Origin of the sequence: Salinispora vitiensis (assembly GCF_000378825.1) — a bacterium.
Taxonomy (GTDB): Bacteria; Actinomycetota; Actinomycetes; order Mycobacteriales; family Micromonosporaceae; genus Micromonospora; species Micromonospora vitiensis.
Genome location: NZ_KB900388.1, coordinates 4,509,618 through 4,523,581 on the forward strand (window position 1 = coordinate 4,509,618; position 13,964 = coordinate 4,523,581).

The 13,964-nt window shown below is 70.4% G+C and carries 11 protein-coding genes; all 11 read left to right on the forward strand.

From position 1 onward, the window contains the following. The first annotated feature begins 54 nt into the window (after positions 1-54). The 11 genes from SALPAC2_RS0121395 (at position 55) to SALPAC2_RS0121445 (ending at position 13,963) form a co-directional block, all read left to right on the forward strand. Positions 55-1,494 (forward strand): aldehyde dehydrogenase family protein, encoded by a 1,440-nt coding sequence (locus tag SALPAC2_RS0121395; RefSeq protein WP_018218670.1) that lies wholly within the window; start codon positions 55-57, stop codon positions 1,492-1,494. Positions 1,495-1,622: 128 nt separating this feature from the next. Beyond that, a complete protein-coding gene (locus SALPAC2_RS0121400; RefSeq protein ID WP_018218671.1) occupies positions 1,623-2,525 on the forward strand; it encodes a hypothetical protein in 903 nt (300 codons plus the stop codon). 96 nt (positions 2,526-2,621) lie between these two features. Then, positions 2,622-4,007, forward strand: coding sequence for a phosphomannomutase/phosphoglucomutase (locus SALPAC2_RS0121405; RefSeq protein ID WP_018218672.1), 1,386 nt, complete (start codon positions 2,622-2,624; stop codon positions 4,005-4,007). 59 nt (positions 4,008-4,066) lie between these two features. Then, the gene (locus SALPAC2_RS0121410; RefSeq protein ID WP_018218673.1) at positions 4,067-4,252 is read left to right on the forward strand and encodes a Trm112 family protein; all 186 of its coding nucleotides are present in this window, start codon (positions 4,067-4,069) and stop codon (positions 4,250-4,252) included. Beyond that, positions 4,249-5,445: an SIS domain-containing protein gene (locus SALPAC2_RS0121415; RefSeq protein WP_018218674.1), complete on the forward strand. Its 1,197-nt coding sequence runs from the start codon at positions 4,249-4,251 to the stop codon at positions 5,443-5,445. Before SALPAC2_RS0121410 ends, SALPAC2_RS0121415 begins: the two co-directional genes overlap by 4 nt. A gap of 43 nt (positions 5,446-5,488) precedes the next feature. Next, complete coding sequence (locus tag SALPAC2_RS0121420) at positions 5,489-6,460, forward strand: cation diffusion facilitator family transporter (protein ID WP_026184991.1); 972 nt, start codon at positions 5,489-5,491, stop codon at positions 6,458-6,460. A gap of 3 nt (positions 6,461-6,463) precedes the next feature. Then, positions 6,464-7,627 (forward strand): mannose-6-phosphate isomerase, class I, encoded by a 1,164-nt coding sequence (gene manA, locus SALPAC2_RS0121425; protein WP_018218676.1) that lies wholly within the window; start codon positions 6,464-6,466, stop codon positions 7,625-7,627. Positions 7,628-7,900: 273 nt separating this feature from the next. Beyond that, a complete protein-coding gene (gene ahcY / locus SALPAC2_RS0121430; protein ID WP_018218677.1) occupies positions 7,901-9,391 on the forward strand; it encodes an adenosylhomocysteinase in 1,491 nt (496 codons plus the stop codon). A gap of 352 nt (positions 9,392-9,743) precedes the next feature. Then, the gene (gene mtrA / locus SALPAC2_RS0121435) at positions 9,744-10,433 is read left to right on the forward strand and encodes an MtrAB system response regulator MtrA (protein ID WP_011904877.1); all 690 of its coding nucleotides are present in this window, start codon (positions 9,744-9,746) and stop codon (positions 10,431-10,433) included. A gap of 12 nt (positions 10,434-10,445) precedes the next feature. After that, entirely contained in the window at positions 10,446-12,197 is a 1,752-nt protein-coding gene (mtrB, locus tag SALPAC2_RS0121440; RefSeq protein WP_018218678.1) for an MtrAB system histidine kinase MtrB, read from the forward strand. Next, positions 12,194-13,963 carry an LpqB family beta-propeller domain-containing protein gene (locus SALPAC2_RS0121445; RefSeq protein WP_018218679.1) on the forward strand — a complete coding sequence of 590 codons (1,770 nt, stop codon included), beginning with the start codon at positions 12,194-12,196 and terminating at the stop codon, positions 13,961-13,963. The genes mtrB and SALPAC2_RS0121445 overlap by 4 nt, the downstream gene beginning before the upstream one ends. Position 13,964: the final 1 nt, after the last annotated feature.

Below are 13,964 nucleotides of genomic sequence, written 5' to 3' on the forward strand. Positions count from 1 at the left end.
CGTGACCCAGCTCACCCCGGATCGCCAAGTGGTGTGTCGTCTACGCTGCGAGATGTGGAGTCCGCAGCCTTCTATGTCGCCTCCCGCCCCGCCCACGGGGCGCAGGAGCTGACCGTGCGCCATCCGTACGATGGCCGTGTTGTCGGGCGAACGACCTTCGCCACCGGTGACCAGGTCGAGGCCGCCGTCGCGGCGGCAGCCGCGGTGGCCCCGACCGCCGCGGCCCTCCCCGCCTACCGGCGCGCGGCGGCTCTGGAGCATGTCTCCCGGCGGCTCGCCGAGCGGGCCGACGAGGTGGCGGCACTGATCACCGCCGAGAACGGCAAGCCGGTGAAGTGGGCGCGCGCCGAGCTGGGACGGGCGGTCGAGACGTTCCGGTGGGCCGCCGAGGAGGCCCGGCGCTTCTCCGGTGAGCTGCAGCGCCTGGACACCGAGCCGGCCGCCGCCGGCCGGCTGGCGCTGGTCCGGCGGGCACCACGGGGCCCCGTGCTGGGGATCTCCCCGTTCAATTTTCCGCTGAACCTGGTGGCGCACAAGGTCGCACCGGCGATCGCGGTCGGCGCACCGATCGTCGTCAAACCGGCACCGGCCACTCCGCTGTCCGCACTGCTCCTCGGTGAGCTGCTGGCCGAGACCGACCTGCCGGAGGGGATGTTCTCGGTCCTGCCGCTCCCCAACGAGCAGGCCGCCGGCCTCGTCGCCGACCCGCGGCTGCCGGTGGTGTCGTTCACCGGCTCCGGCCCGGTCGGCGCGGCGATCCGCCGTTCGGTACCGGAGAAACACGTCACCCTGGAGCTGGGCGGCAACGCGGCCGTGGTGATCTGCGAGGACTGGAGCACGGAGGAGGATCTGACCTACGCCGCGCAGCGGATCGCGACGTTCTCGAATTACCAGGCCGGCCAGTCCTGTATCGCGGTGCAGCGGGTCTACGTGCACGAGTGGCTCTACGACGGATTCCTACCCCGCCTCGTCGCGGCGGTGCGCGCGCTGCGCACGGGTGATCCCTCGTCCGAGCTGACCGAGGTCGGTCCGCTGGTCTCGGAGTCAGCCGCCCGCCGGGTCGAGGAGTGGGTGGACGAGGCGGTCGCGGCGGGCGCCACCGTCGAGGTCGGTGGGCGCCGGGTCGGGGCCGCGTTCCCGCCGACGGTGCTGTCCGGCGTGCCGAGGGACGCCAAGGTCAGTGTGGAGGAGGTGTTCGGGCCGGTGTTGGTGATCGCCCGGGCGAGCACCGACGACGCCGCGTTCGCCGCGGTCAACGACTCGGCGTACGGGTTGCAGGCGGGCGTTTTCACCCACCGGCTGGACACCGCGTTCCGGGCTGGGCAGGTGCTGGAGATGGGTGGGGTGATCGTCGGCGACGTGCCGTCGTTCCGGGCCGACCAGATGCCGTACGGCGGGGTGAAGGGCTCTGGCGTCGGGCGGGAGGGGGTTCGCAGTGCGATGGACGATTACACCGAACCCCGGGTCCTGGTCCTCACCGGGATCGCCGGTTAGGTCTGCGACAGCTTGGTCGTGCTGCCGCGTCGGCCGGCGGCCCGACGCCGCGGGACGCCGGCGGGCCACGCGTCAATTGTTCGCGGTAGTAGCCTGACCGGCGACCCAGGGCAGGGACGAACGGCGAGGTGATCATGGCGGTTTGGCAGTCCACGGCACGGCTCGCGGCGGTCTTCGTGGGTGCCGGCACCCTGCTGGCGCTCGGCGTGTCGCCCGCGCTGGCCGCCGAGGACTCGGTGCGGGTCAGCGCGGCCGGGAAGTTCAAGGCCGGTGATTCGGCGGAGGAGGTCGTGGTCGAGGTGCACAAGCGCACCGAGGGCTGCGTGCAGCCGCAGGCCGCGCTCACCCTATACCTCGACGGCCTCCGGACGGATCAGGTACGGGTGCAGGTCAATGCCGGGGGTAGGTGGCTTCCGGTGGAGCTCTCCGCCGGCCGGGGCGGGGTGGCCACCGCCGCGACGACACCAGAGAACCCACAGCTCTGCAAGGGCAAGCGCGTCAAGCTGCGGTACGAGGTGGCATTCGCGGCGGACACGGTGGACGGGCAGCTCACCGTCGTCGGTGAGGCCGTCAGCCCGGACGGCCAGGTGATCGGTCGAGATTCCGACGACGCCAAGGTGACCGGCGGTAGCCCCGCCGCGGCCCCGACGCCCAGCGCCGCGCCGGTGCCGACCGTCGTGGCGACGGAGGCCGCAACTACGGCGGCGTCAACGGCCGTTGACGCGGTATCCGATCCGGGGGGTGACGCGGACAGCGCGGCACCGGCGCGGTCGTCCGGCGGTTCGGGCTTTCTCTACGCCGGCCTGGCCATGTTCGCGGTCGGCGTCGTCCTGATCATCCTGCTGGTCCGGCGGTTCCGGGAGGACCGGTCGGTCCCCGTCGGCGGCACCCACCCCCCTGCTGGGTTCGGATATGCCGGCCCCGGTCAGCCGCCGGGCACCCCGCCGGTGCCCCCAATTCCCGGCCAGCGCGGGCCGGGCGCGCCGGCGCCGGACGACCGTACCCGGTTCATCCCCCGGCTGCCGGACTGAGCCGGGTACTGCCAGCTCTTCGGCTGGGCCGGAGCAATCGTCCGTGCTCCGATACGCTCAGGCCGTTGACGACGCCAGCGCGAGGAGCGGAGCACGGTGACTGACCTGTCCCAGATCGTGAAGGCCTACGACGTGCGTGGGGTGGTGCCGCAACAGTGGGACGAACAGGTCGCGGAGGCGCTTGGCGCCGCCTTCGCCCAGGTTCTCAACACTGGCGGGGAACCCGGTGACGCGGTGCTGATCGCGCACGACATGCGGGACAGCGGCCCCGGGCTCGCGGCGGCCTTCGCCACCGGCGTCCGGGCCGCCGGTCGTGCGGTCATCGAGCTGGGCCTGGCCTCGACCGACATGCTGTATTACGCCTCCGGATCGCTTGACCTGCCGGGGGCGATGTTCACGGCGAGCCACAACCCGGCCGGGTACAACGGCATAAAGATGTGCCGCTCGGGAGCGCGTCCGATCGGGCAGGACAGCGGTCTGGCCGAGATCCGGGCGCGGGCCCAGGCGCTGCTGGACGAGGGTGCGGCCCCGCCGGCGGGTGGGGCGAGCGCGCCGGTCCAGCAGCGCGACCTACTCGCTGACTACGCGGCGTACCTGCGCAAGCTGGTTGACCTGACCCGGATTCGACCGCTGAAGGTCGTGGTGGATGCCGGTAACGGCATGGGCGGTTACACGGTCCCGACGGTGCTCGGCGATGCCGCGCTGGCCGCGTTGCCGCTCGAGATTGTGCCGCTCTACTTCGAGCTGGACGGCACCTTCCCCAACCACGAGGCGAACCCGCTGGACCCGAAGAACCTGGTCGACCTGCAACGGGCCGTGCGGGCCGGCGGGGCGGACATCGGCTTGGCCTTCGACGGCGACGCGGACCGCTGCTTCGTGGTCGACGAGCGTGGGGAGCCGGTGTCGCCGTCGGCGATCACCGCGCTGGTCGCCGCGCGGGAACTGGCCAAGCACCCCGGCTCGACGGTGATCCACAATCTGATCACCTCGGCTGCCGTACCGGAGATCATCCGGGAGAACGGTGGGCAACCCGTCCGGTCCCGGGTCGGGCACTCGTTCATCAAGGCCGAGATGGCCCGGACCAACGCCATCTTCGGCGGCGAGCACTCCGCGCACTACTACTTCCGGGACTTCTGGTTCGCCGACACCGGGATGCTCGCCGCGATGCACACCCTGGCAGCGCTGGGCGAGCAGTCGTTGCCGTTGTCGGTGCTGGCCGGAGAGTACGAGCGGTACGTCGCCTCCGGTGAGATCAACTCGACCGTCGAAGACCAGGCGGCGCGGGTGGCCGAGGTGCGGGCCGCGTACCCGGACGCGGAGGTTGACGAGACCGACGGCCTCACCCTGCGTTTCGCCGACCGCGCCTGGTTCAACCTACGGGCCTCCAACACCGAGCCGTTGCTGCGGCTCAACGTCGAAGCCCCGACCCGGGAACGCATGGCCTCGCTCCGCGATGCGGTGCTCGACCGGGTTCGCCGATAAGATCCCGTGCGCCGGTCGGCGCCCCCGACCGGTAACCCAGAGGTGGAAGGAGCCGCGCCGTGGCCCTGGATCCGCAGTTGCTGGAGATTCTCGCCTGCCCGGACACACACCACGCCCCACTCGACTATGACGCCGACGCGCAGACGCTCACCTGCACCGAGTGCGGCCGGATCTTCGAGGTCCGCGACGATGTGCCGGTGCTCCTACTCGATGAGGCGCGCGGCGGCCCGGCGGAGCGGTCGTGATCGACGGCACGGCTGGCGTCAGCGGCCACCGGGACGTCGACGAGGCCCGGCTAGACGATCTGGCCGCGCTCGCCGAGCGGGACCCCGGTGGGATGCTGCGGCACACCGCGTCCGGCGGGGCGCAGGTCCGCGAGTCGGCCGCCCTCGCCGCCGAGGCCAACCTGTCGGTGCTGGCCGACGAGGGTCGTCCGCGCGCGGTGGTTATCGCGGGAATCGGCACGGCCGGGCGGACCGGTGACGTGCTGGCGACGGTCGCCGGGCCGCGCTGCCCGGTGCCGGTGATCCCCCATCGCAGTGCCGGTGTGCCCGGCTGGGTGGGCGCCGCCGACGTGGTGATCGCGGTCAGCGCCTCCGGCCGTAGCCCGGAGGCGCTCGGGGCGGCCGAGGCGGCCCACCGGCGGGGCGCCCGCCTGGTCGCGGTCGGTGCCCCGGATTCCCGGCTACAGTCGGTCGCGGAGCGGGCCCGGGCGCCGTTCATCCCGGTACCCCGACGGGCCCCGGCGCGAGCGAGTCTCTGGGCGCTGACCGTGCCGGTGCTGCTGGCCGCCCGGATGCTCGGTCTGGTCAAGGTCAACGAGGCGGATCTGGCGGAGACCGCCGCCCGCCTGGACGCCGAGGCTGACCGGTGTCGGTCGTCCGCCGAGTCCTTCGTCAATCCGGCCAAGTCCCTCGCGCTGGGTCTGGCCGGCTCGATTCCGATCGTCTGGGGGTCGTCCCCGCTGGCAACCGTCGCGGCCCGCCGCTTCGGCGACACGCTCTCGGCGAATGCCCGGTACCCGGTTGTCTCCGGGGCGCTCGGCGAGGCCGGGCGCGGCCGGGTCGGCCTGCTCGACGGGGTCTTCGGCGGGTTGGCCGAGGGGGAGCGGGACATCTTCGCCGATCCTGACCTCACGGCGGCGGTGGGGACTCGGCTGCGGCTGGTGCTGCTGCGCGACGGCGGCCTCAACCCGGAGGACGACGCCGACGAGCCGCTCGCGGTTGAGGAGCGGCGTGCCGACGCGGTCCAGACCCTCGCCGAGCGGCGGGGGGTGCGGGTGGACGTGGTCACCGCCGAAGGCGGCTCGGCGCTGGAGCGGCTCGCCTCGCTGGTCGCGGTGCCAGACTTCGCCTCGATCTATCTTGCCCTGGCACACGGCCTGGATCCGATGGCCGTTCCCGCAGTCACCGAGATGAAGGAGTTGGCCAATCAGTGAGCGCAGGTAGGGTCGGCGCGACCCAGCGAAGCGGGGCGGGGACGTGAGCGCCGGTGGTGGGACGCGGGCAATCATGGCCGCGCTGTTGGCCAACACAGGTATCGCGGTAACAAAGTTCGTCGCATTCTTGCTGACCGGCTCGTCGTCGATGTTGGCCGAATCGATCCACTCGGTCGCAGACGCCGGCAATCAGGGCCTGCTGCTGCTCGGCGGGCGGCGGGCGAAGCGTGCCGCCACCCCACAGCACCCGTTCGGGTACGGCCGGGAACGCTACATCTACGCGTTCATCGTGGCCATCGTGCTGTTCAGCGTCGGTGGCCTCTTCGCCCTGTACGAGGCGTACCACAAGTGGTCGCACCCGGAGGGTATCGAAAGCTGGCAGTGGGTGCCGGTCGTGGTTCTGGTGAGCGCCATCGTGATGGAGGCGTTTTCCTTCCGGACCGCGATCCAGGAGTCGAATCGCGTCCGGGGAAAGCAGTCCTGGGTGCGGTTCGTCCGGCGGGCCAAGGCTCCCGAGCTGCCGGTGGTGCTCCTGGAGGACCTGGGTGCGCTGGTCGGTCTGATCTTCGCGCTCTTCGGGGTCGGCATGACCCTGGTAACCAACGATGGCCGGTGGGACGCCGCCGGTACCGCGATGATCGGTGTCCTGCTGGTGGTGATCGCGGTCATCCTCGCCATCGAGACCAAGAGTCTGCTCCTCGGTGAGGGTGCCGAGGAGCATGAGATCCAGGCAATCGAGCGGGCGATGACGGCCGGCGGCGAGGTGGAGCGAATCATTCACATGAAGACGCTCTACCTCGGCCCCGAGGAGCTCATGGTGGCGGCGAAGATCGCCGTTACCGCGGTTGGGAGCGCCGAGGAGCTGGCCCGGGATATCAACGCGGTGGAGGCAAGGGTCCGCGCCGCCGTGCCGATTGCTCGGGTGATCTATCTGGAGCCGGACGTCTTTGTCGCGTCTGGTGCTGAGCGGACCGTAAGTGAACCCGGCGAGAACGCCGGGCTGTCTGGGGGTTGACCCATGGAATTGTTGTACGGGCCGATCCGGAACTACGCCTGGGGCTCTCGCTCGGCGATCGCCACCCTTCAGGGGCGACCCACGCCGAGTCCGGAGCCGGAGGCGGAGCTGTGGTTGGGTGCGCATCCGGGCGCACCGGCCAGCGTGGACCGGGACGGGGCCCGGGTCAGTCTGGTCGAGTTGTTGTCGGCCGAGCCGGGGCACTGGCTGGGCCAGCAGGTCGTTGACCGGTTCGGCGTTCGGCTGCCGTTCCTGCTCAAGGTCCTGGCCGCCGACGCGCCGCTCAGTCTTCAGGCCCATCCCGATCCGGAGCAGGCCCGCGCCGGCCACGCCGCTGATGCGGCGCGGGAGGCGGGGCAGCGCAACTACGTTGATCCGTTCCACAAGCCGGAGCTGCTGGTGGCGCTGACCCCGATGGAGGCGCTCTGCGGGTTCCGCGCTCCGGCGGAGTCCGCGGAGGTGCTCGCCGCCTTCGGCGTACCGTCGCTGGAGCCGGTGGTGGCCGCCCTGCGGACGGGCCCGGCGGGTCTCGCCGACGCGGTACGTCTCCTGCTGACCTTCCCCGCCGATCAGCGTGCGGGGTTGGTGGCGGCGGTGGCGTCGGCGGCGTTGGACACTCCGGATGCGCGGCTGGCCCGGTCGCTCGCCGACAGCTACCCGGGCGATCCCGGTGTGTTGGTGGCGCTGCTGCTCAACTGGGTGCGGATCGCGCCGGGGGAGGCGATCTGGATGCCGGCCGGAAACCTGCACGCATACCTGCGCGGAACCGGCGTGGAGATCATGGCGGCGAGCGACAACGTGCTGCGCGGGGGGTTGACGCCGAAGCGGATCGACGTCGACGAACTGTTGCGGGTGCTGCGGTTCGAGGTGTTGGACGATCCGGTGGTGCGGGCGGTGCCGGTCGCGCCGGGGGTGGTCTGCTGGCCGGTGCCGGTGGATGACTTCGCGTTGCATCAGGTCCAGGTGGGCTCGGATCGGGCGGAGGTGACGGTGCCGCTGGTCGGGCCGCGGGTGGTGCTCTGCAGTGCCGGCGCCCTCACCGTGGACGACGGTGCCGGGTCGGTGGAGCTGGGGCCGGGGCAGGCCGCGGTGAGCCCGGCTGCCGCCAGCGAGCTGCGGATCGCGGGTACGGGTGAGGCGTACGTGGCGAGCTCTGGGCTGCGCTGAGCCGGACGCCCCGCAACCCGTAAGTCCGATTTTTCCGGAATAGCTTGACTTGCCGGGATAGCAATGTGACTCTTTGGGTACAGCGTTGTCGTGACGACGGTTGCGGCGGCGTGTGGGGAACCAAACCGGGGGGATGTGCGGGGCGGTCGGACCAGGGGCGAAGCGTTCGTTCCGGTGCCGGCCGCCCCGTGCGCTGTCCGGGGAGGGGCGCGGTCGGCCGGTTCGCGCGCGTAAGGTGTTTATCGCGCTGCACATCGTCGACAGGAGTACTTCATGACCAGCACCCTTCCGGCGTCCGCCAGCGGGACGTCCCAGCCCACCACCGTCTCCGACGGTGACTACAAGGTTGCGGATCTGTCGCTTGCTGCGTTTGGGCGCAAGGAGATTCGGCTCCCGGAGCATGAGATGCCGGGCTTGATGGCGCTTCGGCAGGAGTTTGGGCAGTCGCGGCCGTTGGCTGGTGCGCGGATTTCGGGTTCACTGCACATGACCGTGCAGACGGCCGTGTTGATCGAGACGTTGGTGGTGTTGGGAGCGCAGGTCCGGTGGGCGTCCTGCAACATCTTCTCCACCCAGGACCATGCCGCTGCCGCCGTGGTGGTGGGTCCGGAGGGCTCCCCGGAGGCGCCGGCGGGTGTGCCGGTCTTCGCCTGGAAGGGCGAGTCGCTGGAGGAGTACTGGTGGTGCACCGAGCAGGCGCTGACCTGGCCGGGTGACGAGGGTCTGAACATGATCCTCGACGACGGTGGCGACGCCACAATGCTGGTGCACAAGGGCGTCGAGTTCGAGCGGGCCGGTGCGGTGCCGGCGGCGGAGGCCAGCGACAGCGAAGAATTCACGGTCTTCCTTGACCTGCTGCGTCAGTCGCTGGAGCGCGACGGCGGAAAGTGGACCCGGTTGGCGAGCGGCATCCGTGGCGTGACGGAGGAGACGACCACGGGTGTGCACCGCTTGTATGAGATGCACCGGGCGGGCTCGCTGCTGTTCCCGGCGATCAATGTTAATGACGCGGTAACGAAGAGCAAGTTCGACAACCGGTACGGGTGTCGGCACTCGTTGGTCGACGGGATCAACCGGGCCACCGACGTGTTGATCGGTGGCAAGGTGGCGGTGGTCATCGGCTACGGCGACGTGGGCAAGGGGTGCGCGGAATCGCTGCGTGGCCAGGGAGCCCGCGTGGTGGTGGCCGAGGTCGACCCGATCTGTGCGCTCCAGGCGGCGATGGATGGCTACCAGGTCGCCACGGTGGAAGACGTGGTGGAGACCGCCGATATCTTCATCACGGCGACCGGTTGCTTCGATGTGATTACCAACGAGCACATGGCGCGGATGAAGCACCAGGCGATCGTCGGTAACATCGGGCACTTCGACAATGAGATCGACATGGCAGGGCTGGCGCGTCGGACGGATGTGACGCGGGAGAACATCAAGCCGCAGGTGGATGTGTGGCGGTTCGATGACGGGCACGCGGTGATCGTGCTCTCGGAGGGGCGGTTGCTGAACCTGGGCAACGCGACCGGCCACCCGTCGTTCGTGATGTCCAACAGCTTCGCCGACCAGACGATCGCTCAGATCGAGCTGTTCACGAAGACCGACGAGTACCCGACGGGCGTGTACGTGCTGCCGAAGCACCTGGACGAGAAGGTCGCGCGGCTGCACCTGGACGCGCTGGGTGCGCGGCTGTCAACGCTGACGAAGGAGCAGGCGGCGTACCTCGGGGTGGAGCAGGAGGGTCCGTTCAAGCCGGACCACTACCGCTACTGAGGCGCGACGCCCAGCACGGTTGGCTATCTCGTGTGCTGGCCGGCGCCGCCCGACCGGGCGGGGCCGGCCAGCCCCGGGGCTGGCCGCTGCCGCCGCCTCCCGGGCGGCCGCTGCTGTCCGCCGCTAGCCCGGGTGAGCACCGGATCCCACCTTCGGTACTGGCGCCGGTGGGCGTACCCAGGGATCATGGTGGCAGGCTGGTCCGACCAGCCGACCGTGCGGCCGACGGTGACGTCCGGGCCGCGGGGTGCTGGGTAACGGCGGCCGACGGCATCGGTGCCAGCGGACGTGGATCCCGCCACGGAGGCGGACGTGGATCCCATGACGGAGATGGGGATGGAAGATTAATCCCATGAGAGCTCGGGTACTGGTGGTTGACGATGACCCCGCACTCGCCGAGATGCTGGGCATTGTCCTGCGCAGCGAGGGCTTCCTGCCTTCGTTCGTGGCTGACGGCGAACGTGCCCTGGCCGCGTTCCGGGAGAACCGGCCGGACATCGTGCTGCTCGATCTGATGCTGCCGGGCATGAGTGGCATTGACGTGGCCCGGTCGATCCGGGGCGAGTCGGGTGTGCCGATCGTCATGCTGACTGCCAAGAGCGACACGGTGGATGTCGTCCTAGGGCTGGAGTCCGGGGCGGACGACTACGTGGTGAAGCCCTTCAAGCCGAAGGAACTGGTGGCCCGGATGCGGGCCCGGCTACGCCGGGGCGAGGATGCCGCCCCCGAACTGCTCACCATTGGTCCCCCGGGCAACCAGATCACCATCGACGTGCCGGCGCATACGGTCAGCCGGAACGGCGAGGAGGTGAAGCTGACGCCGTTGGAGTTCGACCTACTGGTCGCGCTCGCCCGCAAGCCACGGCAGGTCTTCACCCGGGAGGTCTTGTTGGAGCAGGTCTGGGGGTACCGGCACGCCGCCGACACCCGCCTGGTCAACGTGCACGTCCAGCGGCTCCGGGCCAAGATCGAGCCAGATCCGGAACGCCCGGAAATCATCCTCACCGTGCGCGGCGTGGGCTACAAGGCCGGTACCGGATAACCTGGCCACACTGTGGCCAACTCTCTGGTTCCCGACTCCACCACGAACGGCTCCCCGCGCCGCCTCGGCGCCGGGGAGCTGTGGCGTGCCGTCGGCGGGTGGGGCGCTCGGCTGGTCGCCGGGCTGCACCAGGGCTGGCGGCGCTCGTTGCAGGTGCGGGTGGTAACCATCACGCTGCTGGCCTCCAGCCTGCTGGTTGGTGGCTTCGCTTACCTCATCGCAGACAAGATCACCAGCATCCTGCTGGAGAACGCCGAAGCCGATGTGCAGGACCGGCTGAACAGCGGTGCGGCGTACGCGGCCAAACAGCTCGGGCTCTACCACAAGCCAGAAGAGGCGCAGTTCCAGGAGACCGTTGACGGAACCGTGAACTACCTGGCTGGCGGCGGCCCCCAGCAGGCGACCGGGGTGGTGGTCGCCCTGATCGCGGACAACGCCGAGGGGGTAATCCAGCCCCGAACCGCCCCGGCGGTGGACAACTTCGGTTCGTTGATCAGCCCGGAGTTGCGCGCCACCGTCGCCGCGGGCGAGGTCGCCAGTCAGATCAGCACCGGCCGGCTCGGTGAGACCGATACGAAGTATCTGACCTACGGCTCGCCGGTACCGACCCAGTTCGGTCAGGTAGAGCTCTATTACCTTGTTCCCTTGACCCGGCAGGATGCCACCGCCGCCGACGCCCGGGCGACCGTGGTCGGGACCGGTATCGCCCTGGTGGTGCTGCTCGGGCTGCTCGCCGCCCTGGTGACCCGGCTGGTGGTGCTGCCGGTCCGGGTGGCTGCCCGGACCGCGCAACGTCTCTCCGCCGGCCTGCTCGACCAGCGGATGGCGGTCAACGGCGAGGACGATCTGGCGCTGCTCGCCGAGTCCTTCAACCAGATGGCGACCAACCTGCAACGGCAGATCCTCCGGTTGGAGGAGATGTCGCGGCTGCAGCGCCGCTTCACCTCGGATGTCTCGCACGAGCTGCGGACTCCGTTGACCACGGTCCGGATGGCCGCAGATCTGATCTTCGCCGAGCGGGATGAGTTCGATCCGGCCGTGGCCCGGAGCGCCGAGTTACTCCAGACGGAGCTGGACCGGTTCGAGGAACTGCTGACCGACCTGCTGGAGATCAGTCGATTCGACGCCGGCTTCGCCGCGCTGGATGCCGAACCCACCGATCTGGTACCGGTCGTGCACCGGGTGGTGGGTCGGTTGGCCTGCCTCGCCGAGCGGGTCGGGGTCACCGTCGAGCTGGATCTGCCGGGCGGCCCGGTCATCGCCGAGGTCGATCCGCGTCGCGTCGAGCGGGTGCTGCGGAACCTGGTCGGCAACGCCGTCGAGCACGGCGAGGGCAGGCCGGTGCACATCACCCTGGGGGCGGACGAGACCGCGGTGGCGGTCACGGTGCGCGACCGTGGGTTGGGGCTCAAACCGGGGGAGGAGAAGTTGATTTTCAACCGGTTCTGGCGGGCTGACCCGTCGCGGGCCCGACAGACCGGGGGCACCGGGTTGGGCCTGTCGATCAGCCTTGAGGACGCCCGGCTGCACCGCGGGTGGCTGGAGGCGTGGGGCGCACCAGGGCAGGGGGCCCAGTTCCGGCTGACCCTGCCGGCGCGGGCCGGCGACCGGCTGACCTCCTCGCCGCTGCGGCTGGTTCCCGCCGACGTGCGGCTGCCGTGTGGCGGCCCACGCGAGGGCGGCCTGCTCGCCATCGGTCCGGGCAGCGCGGGGGCGCTGACGGTCGGTCCCGCACCGACCGATGGCGCAGAGGCCCGGCCGTGAGCCGCCAGGTGCTCGCCGGCCTGCTCGGTGGCGTTCTCCTCGTCACCGCGGCCGGTTGCGGGATCCCGGGACAGACCGAGGTACGCGTCGAGGGCCCCGGCCCGGCGGCCGAGACGGGTACGAGTAGCGGGGGCAGGTCGGAGCCGCCGTCTCGTACCGCGGCGGACAGCCGGGAGGAGTTCGTCGACAACTTCCTCGCCGCCGCGGCCGGGGAGCCGGGTGGGGCGTACGACCGGGTTAGCGAGTTCGTCGTTCCCGAGGACCGAGCCCGGTTGCCGCGGAAAGAGGGGAGCGAGGTCGCGCTGACCGTGGTGCGGCTGCTCGCGGAGCCGGTCATCGTCCCCGGGCCGGAGGAGATCCAGGTAACCCTCACGGTGCAGCAGGTCGGGCAGCTGACCGCCGACGGGGTGCTGGCGCCGCCGGAGGCCACCCCGGCCACGTACGAATTCGGCCTGCGGCCGTACGCGCCGGAGGGAGGGGACGACATCGAGTGGTATGTGACGAATCCACCGAACGTGCTCCTGCTCAACGTCGAGGCGCTGCAGGAGTACTACAAGTCCCGGACGATCTACTACTGGAGTTCAGACCGGCTGCGCCTAGTGCCGGACCAGCGCTACCTCGCGCTCGCCGTGCCCGAGGACCGGCTGGTCAGCGAGGTGGTTCGGTGGCTGGTAGGTGGCCACTCCGCCTGGCTGAAGCGGGCGATCAGCGGGTTGCCGGACGGTACCAATCTGATCAACAACGCCACCCGGACGGACGACCGCTGGGAGGTCAACCTGGACATGGCCGGTGCGGACAGCACCCGGCTGAATCTGCTCGCCACCCAGCTTGTGTGGTCGCTGCCGGAGTTGACCGGGCAGCTTGAGCTGAAGATCCGTAACCAGTCGCAGGTGACCATCAAGGATGTGGGGGAGCACCGGAGGCTGAATCCGGTCTATCGGGTCGACACCATCCCGCAGCCCTTCTGCGTCTACGAGGGGGCGATCCGTTCCCTCGGCCCGACAGCCGCGCCGATGACGACGGCCGAGAACCACAAGGTGCTCTCGGCCGGTATCAGCTACTCCGGGCAACGTACCCTCGCGGCGCTTGCGGTTGAGGCCGGGGACGGGCGGCAGCGACTCGCGGTCGAGGCCGGTTCCGCCCCCCTCACCTCGTTCACCGCGAGTCAGGAGACGTTCCAGACGGTGGGTCGTCCGGTCTGGCTGCGTTCGGCGCATCCGCAGCAGCCGGTCGGCTTAGTCGCCGCCGACGACCGGCTGTACCGCTTCGATGAGGCGGCCAAGCTGGAGCCGGTGCAGCTGAGCCTCGGGGGCGTGACCGCGGTGGCCGGTTCCCTGGACGGACATCGACTCGCGATCGTCAGTGATGGCGAGCTCTACCTGGCCGCGGTGAGCCACGATGGGGACACCCTCGCCGTCGGGCCGCCCCGCCGGACCCACACCTCCCTCAGCGGGCTCACCGCGGTCGACTGGTACGGCGAGAACAGTCTGGTGGTGGCCGGTTCGAAGGGCGGCAAACGAGTGCTCTACGAGGTCGATGTGGATGGGTCCCGGGAGACCAAGCTGCATGTCACCGGCGCTGTCGTGACGCATCTGGCGGCGTACCCGGCGCATCCGGAGGCCCCGTACGGCATCGTCATGTATGAGGCCAACGATGTGGCCTACCAGGGCTTTCCGTTCGAGCGGATCACCCCCGACCAGGTACGGGACCTCGCGCCGAACGACGCCCAGACCAGCGACCCGTCCGCGCCCTTCCTGCTTTTCTGAT

Coding starts and splice junctions, on each gene's coding strand:
- ahcY (WP_018218677.1), top strand. CDS start 7,901: ATGACCAGCACCCTTCCGGCGTCCGCCAGCGGGACGTCCCAGCCCACC.
- manA (WP_018218676.1), top strand. CDS start 6,464: ATGGAATTGTTGTACGGGCCGATCCGGAACTACGCCTGGGGCTCTCGC.
- mtrA (WP_011904877.1), top strand. CDS start 9,744: ATGAGAGCTCGGGTACTGGTGGTTGACGATGACCCCGCACTCGCCGAG.